Origin of the sequence: Muriicola sp. Z0-33, from assembly GCF_026126425.1 — a bacterium.
Lineage (GTDB): Bacteria > Bacteroidota > Bacteroidia > Flavobacteriales > Flavobacteriaceae > JAFMPW01.
In genome coordinates, this window is sequence record NZ_JAFMPW010000009.1 from 161518 (window position 1) to 176697 (window position 15180).

Genomic DNA, 15180 nt, shown 5'->3' on the forward strand with positions numbered 1-15180 from the left:
GAAAAGTGCAGATAACAGGCATACATAGGTGTATACCTAGAGCTAAAACATGTGGGGTCAAACGCTTCATACGAATGAGTGGGTGATGATTAGTTTTTTGCACTTGATTGTATATGTTATAATACATATACGACGAAAAGACCATTTTGGTCTACGAAAGGCAAAAAAAACCATTTATTGTCTAATAAACAACTACTTAGACCTTAAATATCTCCTAAAACCTTTATTAATTTGATAATAGTTGATTAATGGAGCATAAATGAAGGAAAAAATAACAAAGGAGATAAGAAATATTAATATAAAAAATTAGGAATTATCCTTCTCATAGAAAATCAGAAGGATCATAAATGCCAATAAGTGTAATGTAAATTTTAGTAAATTTAAAGGGAAAGTAGGACGAAAATAAAGAATTTATAACCATTTTTTGGATGTAGTAATATCCTGTGACATTGGCTCTAATAGAAAAGGCAAGATTGGGGAATCCATAATGCTATAGCGCAGACCTAAAAGAATCCTAATCCGGCCAGAATAAGACAAATTACCACAGCGGCCAGAATTAGTACCAAGACTACAACCATAATACTTAGAAATCCGTTTAGGATTCTAATACCAGGTGTTAAATGCTCTTCCATAATTCATATAATTTACAACAATTTACTAATAATTGCTTAATATTTAAGGGTATATAATTAGAAATCGATCAAACGCCCTGCTTGGAGGGCATTTCAAAGATGTACTGCTTAAATAAACGTTGAATGGCCTGGCGGAAGAAATTACTTTGAACCTGAATCACTAAGTTTTCTGCCAAGTTCTTCCAATGACACCCCTTTTGTTTCTGGCATCATATACCGGACAAATAGCAATTGAAGAACCATCATAAAGGCAAAAAATGCAAATACAGGCCCCGGCCCAATTTTAGAAAAAAGAAAAGGTACGGTTGATGGAATTATAGCAGCTAAAACCCAATGTGTGGAACTGCCAAAAGACTGGCCGGCACTCCTCAAATGATTTGGGAAAATCTCGGAAATAAAAACCCAAATTACTGCACCCTGACCAATCGCATGAGAAGCTATAAACAAAAACAGGAATATGGGCACTGCCATCCCTGTCCAACCCAAAAAGAAGGCTGCGGCAACAAGAGAAAGAGAAACAATGTATCCTACAGATCCAAAATACATTAACTGTTTTCTGCCTAATCGATCTATCAGAAATATGCCCAGGATAGTGAAAAGTAAATTAGTGACTCCAATTCCAATACTACTCAATAAGGCTGTACTTGCCCCTAATCCGGCTTCTTCAAAAATCCGGGGAGCATAATAAAGAAATGCATTGATGCCCGAAAACTGATTAAAAAAAGCTATTAAGAAAGCAAGAATAAGTGGAAAGCGGTACTTCTTAATGAATATAGTCTCTGCAGTGCCATTTGATGCAACTTCTCCAGACATATTCTCCATCAAGGCCTCAACAGTCAAAGACGGATTTACCGTTTTAAGTACTTTACTGGCTTCTTCTTTTCTGCCCTTTGTTAATAGCCATCTTGGACTTCTGGGTACGGATAAGACAAAGAGCGTATATAGAATTGCCGGGATTGCTTCTACCCCTACCATCCATCGCCAGTCGTTTTCTCCCAGTCCGCTTAAAAGATAATTGGAAAGAAAGGCAATCAAAATCCCAAACACCAGCATAAACTGGTAAAAACCTACTAACCTGCCTCGGTCTTTGGCCGGGGCAATTTCAGAAATGTAGGCCGGAGCTGCAATTGTTGAAGCCCCGACACCGAGACCTCCGATAAAGCGAAAGGCAGCAAAGCTTATCGGGTCATTGGCAAAGGCAGAACCGATAGCAGAAACCGAGTAGAGTACACCTATCCATATCAGTGTTTGTTTTCTTCCAATTTTATTGGTGGGGATACCCCCAAAGATTGCTCCAATAACGGTGCCCCAAAGTGCCATTCCCATAACAACAATTCCATGAAAACCATCAGAGGATTGCCAAAGTAATTGCAGTTTTTGATCTGCACCCGAAATTACAACGGTGTCAAATCCAAATAAAAAGCCCGCCAGGGCTGCTATTAAAGAAATTCTTAAGATCCTGGAATTCATTTTGCTGGTTTAGCGGTTTTCGTAAAACTAGCAAAAAAAAGGAAAGCTCAAAATGCAATTTTATGATCAGGCAGTTTTTGGTCTAAGAGTGTCTAATTCGTTTTTGCTCCTATTTTTGTGATTTCTTCGGTCGGACTTTTGTTCTTTCGGAACTTCGTTGATCTTAATTGGCCGTTCCTTTTTTTCCTCACTTTTTTCAACCGGAGATACCTCTGCTTCTTTTGCAGGATTAGCTTTTTGATGAGTATCAGGCTGGTTTCTGCATGCTAAAAATCCTATGCATAAGAACAACATGAAAACTAAATTAGGGGCAAATTTCATAATTTGGGTAGATTAAGCACTATAGTAACGTACGCAGATACGCTATTATTTGGATGCTTGCCCCCTTATTTTTTTCGATATAAGCAGTATTGACCAGACCTGTTCTCTTTCTGAAGTCATTGTCATTTACAAATTTATCTACTGCATTTTCAAAATCTTTGTAGTTATTAATGCTCAGACACCCTTTTTGCTCTACCAGTTCTTCAGCTTCCTTAAAGCCAGTATATTTTGGGCCAATTAAGACAGGCATACCAAATACTGCAGGTTCAAGTGTATTGTGAAGTCCTGTAGCGAAACCACCACCTACATAGGCTATATCCCCATAGCTGTATATTTTTGTTAACAAGCCAATGTGGTCAACTATCAAGACTTCAAAGTCTTTAAGATCCTGCCCATTATACTCCGAATAAAGAACTGTTTTTTTTGTAATGGATTTTCTTAATTCAATTATATGATCTTTTTTAATGTTGTGAGGAGCAATGACGAATTTAACAGATGAGCCCGTGGTATTAATATAGGGGACAATACGTTTTTCATCCTCTGGCCAGGTACTTCCTGCGATAAAACACAATTGATCATCTTTGAAAACATTCATAAAATCCAAAGAATTATCTCGCTCTTTAATTTTATTCACCCGGTCAAATCTGGTATCTCCTGAAATTGTAACCTGGTTAATTCCAATTTCCTGTAATAATACTTCGGACGCTTCATTTTGAACAAAAAAATGATCAAATTTCAGTAAGGCCTTTCGCATAAAATCACCATACCATTTAAAATAAATCTGCTTTTTCTTAAATATTGCCGATATGAGAATAATGGGAATCTGATTCTTTTCTAAGGCACTTAAATAATTGGGCCATATTTCATATTTGACGAAAATTGCAATTTTTGGGTTAACCTTCTTTACGAACTTCCAGGCATTTTTTTTACTATCCAAAGGCAGGTAACAAACAACATTTGCTGCATTGGTATTTTTCTTAACCTCATAACCAGATGGCGAAAAGAAGGTGATAAGTATCTTATATTCACTAAAATGTTTCCTAATCTGCTCTATTACCGGCAGGCCCTGTTCAAATTCTCCAAGAGAAGCGGTATGTATCCATATGACATTGTCTGTTTCAGAAATGTTCTTTTCCAGAATCGAAAAAGTAGCTTTGCGCCCTTTAACAAATAAATTAATCTTTGGTTGGAAAAGCGCAATGATTTTTAAGGTAAACGAAATTACCGCCAGCGCCAGATTATAGAAGAAATACACGAACAACAAGTTTAATGCTAAAATACGCTTCTTTGCTTAAATTCATTTGAAGCCTTTCCTTATTTTTGTAATATTGTTCCCGGTGTCCATTGCAAACGGATACCCTTCTTATCCAATTAAATCTTATGAGGAAAATTCAAATGGTAGACCTTGTTGGTCAATACCAGGAAATTAAAGAGGAGGTAGATGCATCTATATCCAATATTTTGAGTACTGCTGCCTTTATTAACGGACCTGAAGTGAGTGCTTTTCAAAAAGACCTCGAAGCCTATTTGGGCATTAAACATGTTATTCCATGTGCCAATGGAACAGATGCACTTCAAATAGCCATGATGGGACTGGGGTTACAGCCAGGAGATGAAGTAATTACAGCCGATTTTACCTTTGCTGCCACCGTGGAAGTGATTGGGCTGCTTCAATTAACTCCTGTTCTGGTAGACGTTGAGCCGGATACCTTTAATATAGATCCGAAGGCCATTCTAAAAGCGATTACTCCAAAAACCAAGGCCATTGTTCCAGTACATCTTTTTGGGCAGTGTGCGAATATGGATGCCATTATGGAAATTGCTGCAGAGCACGATCTATACGTCATTGAAGATAATGCGCAGGCAATAGGCGCGGATTTTATTTCCAGTAATGGTACGAGCAAAAAAGCAGGAACAATTGGCCATATAGGTGCCACATCTTTTTTTCCTTCCAAAAATTTGGGGTGCTATGGTGATGGGGGTGCAATCTTTACCGATGATGATGAGCTTGCTCATTTTATCAGAGGAATTGTAAATCACGGGATGTATCAACGCTATCATCATGATGTAATAGGCGTTAATTCCAGACTTGATACCATACAGGCTGCAGTACTTAAGGCAAAATTACCGCGGTTAGATACATATTGCGATAAAAGAAGAGCGGCTGCGAGGAAATATTCGAAGGCCTTCGAAGACCAACAACATATACATACCCCTATTACCGTTCAGGGTTGTGAGGGAATATGTGAGAATTGTAATTGCCATGTGTTTCACCAATACACTTTAAGGATTACCAATGGGAAAAGGGATGCTTTGGTGGCTCACCTTGCCAGTAAAGAAATACCATGCGGGGTGTATTATCCGATCCCCCTACACAAGCAAAAAGCCTATCAGGACAGTCGTTATAAGGATGAAGAATTTCCTGTTACCAATAGGCTCGTTCAAGAAGTTATTTCACTTCCAATGCATACAGAGTTGGATGATGAACAAATAAATTATATTACGGAAAGTGTCATTGAATTCATAAACTCCTAGCATGAAAATACTTGTTACCGGGGGCTTGGGATTCATTGGTTCGCATACAGTTGTAGAATTGCTGCAACAGAATTTCGAAGTTGTAATTATTGATAATTGTTCTAATTCTTCGGAAGATGTTCTGGATGGGATTAAAGCCATAACAGGGAAATCACCCATCTTTGAGAAAATTGATCTAAGAGAAAAGGAGGCCGTAGCGGAATTTTTTAGAAAATACAATGATATTGAAGGGGTAATTCATTTTGCCGCCTCCAAAGCGGTGGGGGAAAGTGTGGACAAACCCCTGTTGTACTACGAGAATAACCTTAATACGCTGATTTATCTTCTTCAACAGCTTTCTTCAAAAGAAAGTGCCTCTTTTATTTTTAGCTCTTCATGTACTGTTTATGGGCAGGCTGATAAAATGCCAATTACAGAAAATGCTCCTGTTAAACAGGCCGAGTCGCCTTATGGGAACACCAAACAAATTGGCGAAGAGATCATTGGGGATACCTGTAAAGTAAATCCTCAAATAAAAGCAATATCACTTAGGTATTTTAACCCAATGGGTGCCCATGCTAGTACAGAAATTGGGGAGCTTCCCATTGGGGTTCCTCAGAACCTTGTGCCTTTTATTACCCAGACCGGGATTGGCCTGAGAGAAGAATTATCTGTTTTTGGAGATGACTACTCTACTCCCGATGGTACCTGTATTCGTGATTACATACATGTTGTAGACCTGGCCAAAGCCCATGTTGTAGCATTGGAAAGACTGCTCAAAAATAAGAATGAAGAAAATTATGAAGTTTTTAATGTAGGTACGGGAAAGGGTAATTCTGTTCTTGAGGTTATTGGCAGTTTTGAACGGGTATCAGGAAAAAAATTGAACTACAGAATTGTAGGTAGAAGAGCAGGGGATGTTGTGGTTGCGTATGCAGATACGAGCAAGGCTGAAACTATTTTGGGATGGAAAGCGGATTCTACCTTAGATGAAGCAATGAAATCTGCCTGGGATTGGGAATGTAAAATCAGAAATGAAGCGCAGTAATCTTGCCAAATTCCAAAAGGCTTAGACTTTTGGCAAAAAGCATTAATAAAGCAATAATAAAAATCATGAAAAACACCATTTATTTTGTCCTAATGTTATTTTCGGCTGTGGTCTTTGCTCAGGACACCTATTTGCATTGCGGAACAATTGTAGATACAGAATCTGGTAAACTACTTAAGGAAAAAACCATTGTTGTAACCGGTAATAAGATTAAACGAATAGACAATGGGTATACCAAAGCAACTGCCGAAGACCAGGTCATAGACCTTAAAGGTAAAACGGTACTGCCAGGATTTATAGATATGCATGTACATATTGAAGGGGAATCTAGCCCTACCCGCTACCTGGATAAATTTACCAAAAACCCGGCAGATGTAGCCTTCCAATCCACTGTTTATGCCGAGAGGACCCTAATGGCTGGCTTTACGACCGTCCGAGATTTGGGGGGGAGTGGGGTTAATATTGCTTTGCGCAAGGCAATTAATAAAGGACTGGTAAAAGGGCCGAGGATATTTACTGCGGGGAAAGCACTTGCCACAACAGGGGGTCATGCCGATCCTACTAATGGAATGCGTGAAGACCTTAAAGGGGATCCAGGGCCAAAAGAAGGTGTTGTGAACTCGCCTGAAGATGGGAAAAAGGCGGTACGACAACGTTATAAGGACGGGGCGGATGTAATCAAAATTACGGCTACAGGCGGAGTAATGAGTGTTGCCAAAAACGGGAGGAATCCACAGTTTACAGTAGAAGAAATAAAGGCAATTACGGCAACCGCTAAAGATTATGGAATGCTCACTGCAGCACATGCTCATGGAGATGAGGGAATGCAACGTGCTATTATAGGGGGCATTAAAACTATCGAACATGGCACTTTTATGAGTGAAGAGACCATGGAATTAATGAAGCAGTATAACGCTTTTTTGGTTCCTACCATTTCAGCAGGGAAACAAGCAGCAAAAATGGCGGAAATCCCTGGATTTTTACCACCAATTGTTGCTCAGAAAGCCAGGGAAATAGGTCCCATTAGTCAGGTTACATTTGGGAAGGCATATAAAAAAGGAGTGCCTATTGCCTTTGGGACCGATGCCGGGGTTTCACCCCATGGCGAAAATGCCAAGGAATTTGGTTATATGCTTGAGGCAGGGATGCCCGTTAAAGAATCGCTCAAAAGTGCTACAATTACTAATGCCGAATTACTTGGAATGAAAGAAAGTCTCGGTCAACTCAAAGCTGGTTTCATTGCGGATATTATCGCAGTAGATGAAGATCCTATGAAGAATGTTACAACTTTAGAAAATATGAAGTTTGTAATGAAAGAAGGAGTTATTTATAAGCAGTAAAAAGCAGCAGGTCTTCTTCTGATTAAAAGTATCGGGCAAACGCCCAGACAGATAATATACCAATTGGGGAATCCGGGTTTTTTTAATACAACTTATTATCTTCTACCCATGATTGGAGAAAACGAAGCCCTTCAAATACTGGAAACAGCTGCTACAGAGGCCTTATATGATAAGCTGGTACTGCAGCTTAGCAAGGATTTCGAGATGGCCAATGTGTCCATGGACGAGCTAACGGCGGTTAGTCCAAGGGAAGTTGTAGTGCTTCTTCGCGAAAAAATATACCGTCTTATTTTGGAAGACTTTACGGCTTATTTAAATCTACTCTATGTTATCGATGTCCCTGAAAAAGCCTTCAAGGAACTGGAATTAACAGATGTTGTTGAGGTGGCAGATCAGGTAGGTTGTCTTATTCTTAAACGGGAACTGTTGAAAGTAAGGTTGAAAGACAAATTTTCGAATTAAAAATATACCCTTATAAAGGGCATCCATGGATCCGCATAAATGCTTTTCTGAGCATCGTGCAAAACATCATATCGTATTCCAAAGGTGACATTTTGGTTGCTGTAACCCAAGCCAAAAAACAAAGCCGGGGACCAGTAGTTATCTTCAATGCGGCTCCCATCAAAAGACTCAATTGATCGGTTTACTCTAAGTTGTTCAAATTCAGCTGATAGCTGTATAGGTCTTACAGGATTAAACAAGGTCAGCAGGCTTCCCCCATAGGCCGTAAACTTAGCATCTCCAAACTTATAATAATTGAAACTCAACCCCATACCAGCCGCAAAATAATCATTGGCCTGATAGATAGCACTTGGAGCCAAAGCTATATTGAAAGAATTATTTCCAAACCCTAAACCCAGCCCACCTCCATATCGTACCTTGTTCCAAAAGTCGTTTGAAGAATTCAGATTTTGGGAGTAACCTAAGGCGCAGAAAAGACCAAGAAATATACAAATTGCTATCTTTTTTGGGGAGCTATATTTTATATGTGCCATTAGCATTCAAAATTATCAATAATAGGCTCTAAGATACTTCTATAAAGCTTGAAATGTTGTATTTTTGATGAATTATTCTAGTAAAGACAGTTATAACGTCCATGGATAAATATTCCTTTTTAAATACTGCCCATACTTCTTTTTTTGCTGAATTGTACGATCAATATCTTATCCATCCAGATAGTGTTGAGCCAAGTTGGCGCGCTTTTTTTCAGGGGTTCGATTTTGGAGTTGAAAGTGCTGGTGACCTGGCCGGAGGTTTGGGACAAAACGGAGCTACGGCATTGATTGATGGAGATGAGATAAGCATTCCCGAGTCGCTTCAAAAAGAATTTCAGGTTGTCAGATTAATAGATGGTTATCGCAGCAGAGGTCATTTGTTTACCAAAACCAACCCTGTAAGGGAAAGAAGAAAATACAGCCCTACTTTAGACATTGAAAATTTTGGATTATCGGACAGGGATTTGGATGTGGTATTCAGTGCCGGTGAAATTATAGGGATAGGACAGAATACGCTTAGGAATATAATTAATCATCTGCAGCGGATTTATTGTGATGCCATTGGGGTAGAGTATATGTATATCAGGAGCCCGGAACGCGTTCAGTGGATTCAGGATTGGTTGAATATTAATGATAACCATCCAAATTTTTCTAGTGAAAGAAAGAAGTACATATTAAAGAAATTAAATCAGGCAGTTGCTTTTGAAGGGTTCCTGCATACTAAGTACGTCGGTCAAAAAAGATTTTCGTTAGAAGGAAATGAAACTTTGATCCCGGCAGTAGATGCTATTGTTGAGCGGGCTGCAGAACTGGGGGTAAAACAATTTGTCATGGGAATGGCCCATAGAGGGCGGCTAAACGTGCTTACCAATATATTTGGAAAATCTGCCAAAGATATTTTTAGTGAATTTGATGGTAAGGATTACGAACAAGAGATTTTTGATGGGGATGTGAAATACCATTTAGGCTGGACCTCGGAACGTAAATCGGGAAATGGGAACAGAATTAATATGAATATTGCTCCTAATCCTTCACACCTGGAAACCGTAGGTGCTGTTGTAGAAGGAATAACAAGGGCGAAGCAAGACACTCATTATCCTGATGACTTCTCAAAGGTATTACCCATTGTTGTGCATGGAGATGCTGCCATTGCCGGGCAGGGATTGGCCTATGAGGTAGTCCAGATGGCCAATCTAGATGGCTATAAGACCAATGGCACCATTCATATTGTTGTTAATAACCAAATAGGATTTACCACTAATTATCTGGATGGCAGATCATCTACCTATTGCACCGATGTGGGTAAAGTTACTTTAAGCCCGGTACTCCATATTAATGCTGACGATGCAGAAGCGGTTGTACATGCAGCACTTTTTGCACTGGAATATCGCATGCGTTTTAAAAGAGATGTATTTCTTGATTTATTGGGTTACAGGAAATACGGACATAATGAGGGCGATGAACCCAGGTTTACACAACCCAAATTATACAAAGCAATATCCAAGCACAGCAATCCCAGAGATATTTACGCCGCCAGGCTTAGAGCTGAAGGAATTATAGATGAGAATTATGTTAAGAAGCTGGAAGATGAATACAAATCTTCTCTAGAGGAAGAATTAGTAGTTTCCAGGCAAGAAGATAAAACCGAAATCACACCTTTTATGGCAGATGAGTGGAAAGGTTTCGAGAATGTTCGGGAGTGGGAGATGATGGAAGCCGTTGAAACCGGATATGATATTAAGAAGCTTACAGCCATAGCCGATACTATAACGCAACTGCCAAAAGACAAAAAGTTTTTGCGTAAAGTAGAGCGACTGGTCAATGACAGAAGGAAGATGTTTTTTGAATCTGACAAACTGGATTGGGCCATGGGAGAACTTTTGGCATATGGCAGCCTGTTAGAAGAAGGTTATGGTGTCCGTATGTCCGGACAGGATGTTGAAAGAGGAACTTTTTCTCACAGACATGCTGTAATGAAAGTTGAAGAAAGTGAAGAAGAAGTTTTACTGCTCAATCATTTGTCCGATAAGCAGGGAAGGTTCCAAATTTATAACTCACTTTTATCGGAATATGGCGTCGTAGGGTTCGATTATGGCTATGCAATGGCGAGTCCAAATACCCTGACTATCTGGGAGGCCCAGTTTGGGGATTTCAGCAATGGGGCCCAGATAATGATAGATCAGTATATATCGGCAGCTGAGGACAAATGGAAATTGCAAAATGGTTTAGTAATGCTGCTCCCTCATGGATATGAAGGGCAGGGTGCTGAGCATTCATCGGCAAGAATGGAACGTTATCTTCAACTATGTGCACGAGACAATATGTATGTTGCAGATTGTACCACTCCAGCCAATTTGTTTCACCTGCTAAGAAGGCAAATGAAAGTGAATTTCAGAAAACCATTAATAGTCTTTACACCCAAAAGCCTTTTGCGTCATCCAAAAGCAGTTTCTGAAGTGGCGGCGTTTACAAAAGGCAGTTTTCAGGAAGTTATAGATGATGTTTCAGCAGATGTAAATAAGGTAAAAAGTGTGGTTTTTTGTACAGGAAAATTTTATTATGATCTGCTGGCCACAAAGGAGGAAAACAAGAGGGAGGATGTTGCTTTGATCAGGGTTGAACAACTATTTCCATTGCCTTCGGAACAGATGAAAGAGGTTATTGCCAAATACAAAAAAGCCGATGATCTGGTTTGGGCTCAGGAAGAACCACGAAATATGGGAGCCTGGAGTCATATGATGATGCATTTTAGTGATGCTGCTAAATTCAGAGTGGCCACCAGACGCTTTTATGCTTCTCCGGCAGCAGGTAGTGCGGTAAGATCCAAAATGAGGCACCAACAGGTAATCGATTTTGTTTTCGACAAAACAAAGAGCAATATGACTCGGGTTAAAACAAAGAATAATAAAACTAAATAATACAGCATGATTTTAGAAATGAAAGTTCCCTCCCCGGGGGAGTCCATAACGGAAGTTGAAATTGCGGAATGGCTTGTTAGCGATGGGGATTATGTTGAAAAAGATCAGGCAATAGCCGAGGTGGATTCTGACAAGGCCACCCTGGAACTGCCTGCGGAAGAAAGTGGAACAATAACTCTGAAAGCCGAAGAAGGTGATGCAGTAGCTGTGGGTGAGGTAGTGTGTCTTATAGATACTAGTGCTGCCAAACCCGAAGGAGATGAATCAGAAGCTGTTGCATCTAAAGATCAGCAAGAAGTTAAAGAGACTCCCAAAAAGGAAGCCGAACCAAAACCTGAAAAAAAGGAGACCTATGCAACTGGGGTGCCTTCACCAGCTGCCGCGAAGATATTAGATGAGAAAGGAATAGATGCCAAGAGTGTGACCGGGACGGGTAAGGACGGTAGGATAACCAAGGAAGATGCAGTTAATGCCGTTCCTTCTATGGGCAGTCCTACTGGCGGAAGTCGCGGTGAAACCCGAACAAAACTTTCTATGTTGAGAAGGAAGGTTGCGGAGCGACTTGTAGCAGCTAAAAACGAAACTGCAATGCTGACCACTTTTAATGAGGTGGATATGACGCCCATATTTGATCTTCGTTCTGAGTACAAGGAGACTTTTAAGGAGAAGCACGGGGTGAGTTTAGGATTTATGTCATTTTTTACCAAAGCGGTGGTAAGGGCTTTGGAATTGTTCCCTGCTGTAAACTCCATGATAGATGGCAAGGAAATGTTGAGTTATGATTTTTGTGATATCAGCATAGCTGTTTCCGGGCCCAAAGGATTAATGGTTCCGGTGATTAGAAATGCAGAGCATCTTACATTCAGAGGAGTGGAATCTGAAGTAAAACGTCTGGCGATAAGAGCCAGAGAAGGGGAGATCACTGTTGATGAAATGACCGGAGGAACATTTACCATAACTAATGGTGGGGTATTTGGGTCTATGTTATCAACTCCTATTATCAACCCTCCTCAAAGCGCTATTCTTGGAATGCATAATATAGTCCAAAGGCCTGTAGCAAAAGATGGGCAGGTTGTTATTGCACCGATTATGTATGTGGCCCTGTCTTATGACCATCGCATTATTGATGGGAAGGAATCGGTTGGGTTCCTGGTCGCAGTAAAAGAGGCCCTTGAAAATCCTGTTGAATTATTGATGGATGGTCAGGTGAAGAAAGCACTGGAATTATAAATCGGGCTATTTGTAGGTTCTTGTAGTTTGATTCTTGGAGTAACTTATTTCTTTACCTTAAGATAGAGACTTCGTTTTTCATAATCAATAACGGCTTTACCTTTTTTAAGAATATCCGCGCCTATGATACCGTCAACCGGTAGTGCTTGATGGGCGATTAGGGCACTATTAACATGGATAAGATCAAATAGCACTATTTTGAGCTTCTTTTTCTTCCACGGGCCCAGATTCAAAACATTTTTTGTGGATATCAGGGTTTCCATATCTGTAGCCCCGGCACCGGCGGCTTTAATTTTTGACTTCTTTGATGTGAGTTGGAAGAAATCTATCTTGTCGAATCCTACACAGGTATTGGAAGCACCAGTGTCTAAAATAAACCTCCCGGTAATGCCATTTATCATGGCAATGACCTCCATATGATTGGTAGCCGTAAGTACCAAAGGAATTTTAATATAGTTTTTCTTCTTAAGAAATTTTTTAAGACTACTCATGCACTCTTTTTGACAAAGATAATTCTATTTTTGTTGCATGATTTTAACAGATACCCATACACACCTTTATAGCGAAGCCTTTGATGAAGACAGGGATGCTGTTATTCAGAATGCCTTGTCCAAGGGGGTGCAAAGATTTTTTATTCCTGCAATAGATTCTTCCTATACAAAGGCGATGTTTGATCTGGAGCAGATGTATCCGGATAATGTTTATTTGATGATGGGGCTGCATCCTACCAGTGTTAAGGAGAATTATCAGGAAGAGTTGTCACAAGTAGAGTCTCTGTTGCAGCAGCGTAAATTTTATGCAGTTGGGGAAATAGGAATAGATTTGTATTGGGATACTTCATTTTTTAAGCAGCAAAGAAAAGCCTTTAAATACCAGATAAGGCTGGCCAAAAAATACAGGCTTCCGATTGTTATCCACTGCAGAGATTCCTTTGCTGAAATTTTTGAGGTACTTGAGGAAGAAAAAGGAGAAGATCTTTTTGGTATATTTCACTGTTTTACCGGTACTATAGAAGATGCGCATAAAGCTATTGGTTATAATATGAAATTGGGCATAGGAGGGGTAGTTACTTTTAAAAACGGCAAAATAGATGCCTTCCTTAAGGAGATAGATTTGTCCCATATTGTTTTGGAAACCGATTCTCCTTATCTGGCCCCAGTTCCTTTTAGAGGAAAGCGAAATGAAAGTGCATACCTAATTCAGGTACTGGATAAATTAAAGGATATTTATGGGGTTTCGCCAGAGGAAATTGCGGCGATAACCACTGCAAATTCCAAAGAAGTTTTTGGGATTTAGTTATAATACGGCTTTTGTAAATATAAAACGGCAGCAGGCAGGCAAAATCTATCTTGATTTGAAAAAGAAAACTAAAATATTACTCATATATACTGGTGGAACCATTGGTATGGTAAAGGATTATAAAACCGGGGTCCTAAAATCTTTTGATTTCAAAAAATTACTCACTCATATTCCGGAGTTAGCCCAGTTGGCCTGTAGTATAAAAAGCGTTTCATTTAGAAAGCCGATAGATTCCTCCAATATGAATATTACACATTGGGTGCGAATCGCCAGTATTATTGAGAAACAGTATGACAGATACGATGGCTTTGTAGTGCTACACGGAAGTGATACAATGAGTTATTCTTCTTCGGCGCTTAGCTTTATGCTAGAGCATCTTTCCAAACCTGTAGTATTCACCGGCTCACAGTTACCTATTGGAGATTTAAGGACAGATGCGAAAGAAAATCTGATTACCTCTATTCAGATCGCTGCCTTGCAACAAAGGACTAAACCGGTGATCACAGAAGTTTGCTTGTACTTTGAATACAAATTATACAGGGCAAACAGGACGACTAAAATTAATGCTGAACATTTTGAAGCCTTTGCTTCTTTAAACTATCCTGCACTGGCCGAATCTGGTGTACACTTAAAAGTAAATCAGGAGAACCTGTTGAGGCGTAAAGGCAGAAAGCCATTGTTTGTCCAAAAACAAATGGACAACAGGGTAGCTATACTAAAACTATTTCCGGGAATTAACAAGGAAATAGTGAGAAGCATTTTTTCTGCCACAAATTTAAAGGCAGTTATATTGGAAACATACGGTGCAGGGAATGCCACAACAGAAGATTGGTTTCTCAAAGAGGTTGGCCAGGCTATTCGCAATGGTATATATATAGTTAATGTTACGCAATGTTCAGGAGGGAGTGTAATAATGGGCCAGTATGAAACCAGTGAAGCCCTGCAAAAGATGCAAGTAATTAACGGTAAAGACATTACTACCGAAGCCGCTATTACAAAGCTGATGTATCTTCTTGGAAGTGGCGTGTCTTCAAAGTCGTTTAAATCGATTTTTGAGACTTCATTGCGTGGAGAAATGACTTAAAATTAACGCTTCAAAATTTCGGGAACTAAGTTTTTTTTTGTTTATTGCTCGCCCTGAAAATGGATACTTAGAGAGGTGGCCGAGTGGTCGAAGGCGCACGCCTGGAAAGTGTGTATACACCAAAAGTGTATCGAGGGTTCGAATCCCTTCCTCTCTGCGAATACATTTGCGAAAGATAAATTTTGTCGAAGCTTGCTTCAGCAAAATTTTGAATGAGCAAATGGATTTCTGCAAAGCAGAAATGTTCATCAATGTATTGCCAGCATAGTCTTTTGGGATGCACGAGCATAGCGAGTGAATCCTTTAGTATTATAATGTATGGGGATTGC

General features: G+C 39.7%; 14 protein-coding genes and 1 tRNA gene. 9 read left to right on the plus strand and 6 right to left on the minus strand.

The window, feature by feature from the left end; all coding sequences use genetic code 11:
- Positions 1 to 503 precede the first annotated feature (503 nt).
- The 4 genes from J1G40_RS13465 to J1G40_RS13480 all read right to left on the minus strand — a co-directional run bounded on the left by J1G40_RS13465 (position 504) and on the right by J1G40_RS13480 (position 3678).
- Entirely contained in the window at positions 504 to 632 is a 129-nt protein-coding gene (locus J1G40_RS13465; RefSeq protein WP_265243171.1) for a hypothetical protein, read from the minus strand.
- 141 nt (positions 633 to 773) lie between these two features.
- The gene (locus J1G40_RS13470; RefSeq protein WP_265243172.1) at positions 774 to 2102 is read right to left on the minus strand and encodes a sugar porter family MFS transporter; all 1329 of its coding nucleotides are present in this window, start codon (positions 2100 to 2102) and stop codon (positions 774 to 776) included.
- A 66-nt stretch (positions 2103 to 2168) separates the two neighbouring features.
- Positions 2169 to 2423, minus strand: coding sequence for a hypothetical protein (locus J1G40_RS13475; protein WP_265243173.1), 255 nt, complete (start codon positions 2421 to 2423; stop codon positions 2169 to 2171).
- Between the two features lie 19 nt (positions 2424 to 2442).
- Positions 2443 to 3678: a 3-deoxy-D-manno-octulosonic acid transferase gene (locus tag J1G40_RS13480; RefSeq protein ID WP_265243174.1), complete on the minus strand. Its 1236-nt coding sequence runs from the start codon at positions 3676 to 3678 to the stop codon at positions 2443 to 2445.
- Between the two features lie 125 nt (positions 3679 to 3803).
- Between J1G40_RS13480 and J1G40_RS13485 the strand changes: the two genes are divergently transcribed.
- From J1G40_RS13485 to J1G40_RS13500, 4 genes are all read left to right on the plus strand, one after another.
- A complete protein-coding gene (locus tag J1G40_RS13485) occupies positions 3804 to 4958 on the plus strand; it encodes a DegT/DnrJ/EryC1/StrS family aminotransferase (RefSeq protein ID WP_265243175.1) in 1155 nt (384 codons plus the stop codon).
- Position 4959: 1 nt separating this feature from the next.
- A complete protein-coding gene (gene galE / locus J1G40_RS13490) occupies positions 4960 to 5985 on the plus strand; it encodes a UDP-glucose 4-epimerase GalE (protein WP_265243176.1) in 1026 nt (341 codons plus the stop codon).
- 65 nt (positions 5986 to 6050) lie between these two features.
- Complete coding sequence (locus J1G40_RS13495) at positions 6051 to 7325, plus strand: metal-dependent hydrolase family protein (RefSeq protein WP_265243177.1); 1275 nt, start codon at positions 6051 to 6053, stop codon at positions 7323 to 7325.
- Between the two features lie 108 nt (positions 7326 to 7433).
- Positions 7434 to 7787 carry a hypothetical protein gene (locus tag J1G40_RS13500; RefSeq protein ID WP_265243178.1) on the plus strand — a complete coding sequence of 118 codons (354 nt, stop codon included), beginning with the start codon at positions 7434 to 7436 and terminating at the stop codon, positions 7785 to 7787.
- Here J1G40_RS13500 and J1G40_RS13505 read toward each other — a convergent pair.
- Positions 7784 to 8320, minus strand: coding sequence for an alpha-ketoglutarate decarboxylase (locus J1G40_RS13505; protein WP_265243179.1), 537 nt, complete (start codon positions 8318 to 8320; stop codon positions 7784 to 7786). The genes J1G40_RS13500 and J1G40_RS13505 overlap by 4 nt on opposite strands.
- A gap of 101 nt (positions 8321 to 8421) precedes the next feature.
- On the opposite strand from J1G40_RS13505, the gene J1G40_RS13510 reads away from it, so the two are divergent.
- Together J1G40_RS13510 and odhB are read left to right on the plus strand one after the other, a co-directional pair.
- On the plus strand, positions 8422 to 11238 hold the full coding sequence (locus J1G40_RS13510) for a 2-oxoglutarate dehydrogenase E1 component (RefSeq protein WP_265243180.1): 2817 nt from the start codon (positions 8422 to 8424) through the stop codon (positions 11236 to 11238).
- A gap of 6 nt (positions 11239 to 11244) precedes the next feature.
- Entirely contained in the window at positions 11245 to 12468 is a 1224-nt protein-coding gene (odhB, locus tag J1G40_RS13515) for a 2-oxoglutarate dehydrogenase complex dihydrolipoyllysine-residue succinyltransferase (protein WP_265243181.1), read from the plus strand.
- Between the two features lie 44 nt (positions 12469 to 12512).
- Here odhB and J1G40_RS13520 read toward each other — a convergent pair whose 3' ends face one another.
- Positions 12513 to 12959, minus strand: coding sequence for a retropepsin-like aspartic protease (locus J1G40_RS13520; protein ID WP_265243182.1), 447 nt, complete (start codon positions 12957 to 12959; stop codon positions 12513 to 12515).
- Positions 12960 to 12996: 37 nt separating this feature from the next.
- Between J1G40_RS13520 and J1G40_RS13525 the strand changes: the two genes are divergently transcribed.
- The 3 genes from J1G40_RS13525 to J1G40_RS13535 all read left to right on the plus strand — a co-directional run bounded on the left by J1G40_RS13525 (position 12997) and on the right by J1G40_RS13535 (position 15008).
- The gene (locus J1G40_RS13525) at positions 12997 to 13764 is read left to right on the plus strand and encodes a TatD family hydrolase (RefSeq protein ID WP_265243183.1); all 768 of its coding nucleotides are present in this window, start codon (positions 12997 to 12999) and stop codon (positions 13762 to 13764) included.
- A gap of 58 nt (positions 13765 to 13822) precedes the next feature.
- Positions 13823 to 14851, plus strand: a complete 1029-nt coding sequence (locus J1G40_RS13530; RefSeq protein ID WP_265243184.1) for an asparaginase — start codon at positions 13823 to 13825, stop codon at positions 14849 to 14851.
- A 69-nt stretch (positions 14852 to 14920) separates the two neighbouring features.
- Positions 14921 to 15008 (plus strand) — tRNA-Ser (locus tag J1G40_RS13535).
- Positions 15009 to 15180 lie beyond the last annotated feature (172 nt).

Excerpts from the sequence above, each read along its gene's own strand:
- J1G40_RS13520 (WP_265243182.1), bottom strand. The coding sequence starts at position 12,959 with ATGAGTAGTCTTAAAAAATTTCTTAAGAAGAAAAACTATATTAAAATT.
- J1G40_RS13485 (WP_265243175.1), top strand. The coding sequence starts at position 3,804 with ATGAGGAAAATTCAAATGGTAGACCTTGTTGGTCAATACCAGGAAATT.
- J1G40_RS13500 (WP_265243178.1), top strand. The coding sequence starts at position 7,434 with ATGATTGGAGAAAACGAAGCCCTTCAAATACTGGAAACAGCTGCTACA.
- J1G40_RS13475 (WP_265243173.1), bottom strand. The coding sequence starts at position 2,423 with ATGAAATTTGCCCCTAATTTAGTTTTCATGTTGTTCTTATGCATAGGA.
- J1G40_RS13470 (WP_265243172.1), bottom strand. The coding sequence starts at position 2,102 with ATGAATTCCAGGATCTTAAGAATTTCTTTAATAGCAGCCCTGGCGGGC.
- J1G40_RS13465 (WP_265243171.1), bottom strand. The coding sequence starts at position 632 with ATGGAAGAGCATTTAACACCTGGTATTAGAATCCTAAACGGATTTCTA.
- J1G40_RS13525 (WP_265243183.1), top strand. The coding sequence starts at position 12,997 with ATGATTTTAACAGATACCCATACACACCTTTATAGCGAAGCCTTTGAT.
- J1G40_RS13495 (WP_265243177.1), top strand. The coding sequence starts at position 6,051 with ATGAAAAACACCATTTATTTTGTCCTAATGTTATTTTCGGCTGTGGTC.
- odhB (WP_265243181.1), top strand. The coding sequence starts at position 11,245 with ATGATTTTAGAAATGAAAGTTCCCTCCCCGGGGGAGTCCATAACGGAA.
- J1G40_RS13505 (WP_265243179.1), bottom strand. The coding sequence starts at position 8,320 with ATGGCACATATAAAATATAGCTCCCCAAAAAAGATAGCAATTTGTATA.
- galE (WP_265243176.1), top strand. The coding sequence starts at position 4,960 with ATGAAAATACTTGTTACCGGGGGCTTGGGATTCATTGGTTCGCATACA.
- J1G40_RS13510 (WP_265243180.1), top strand. The coding sequence starts at position 8,422 with ATGGATAAATATTCCTTTTTAAATACTGCCCATACTTCTTTTTTTGCT.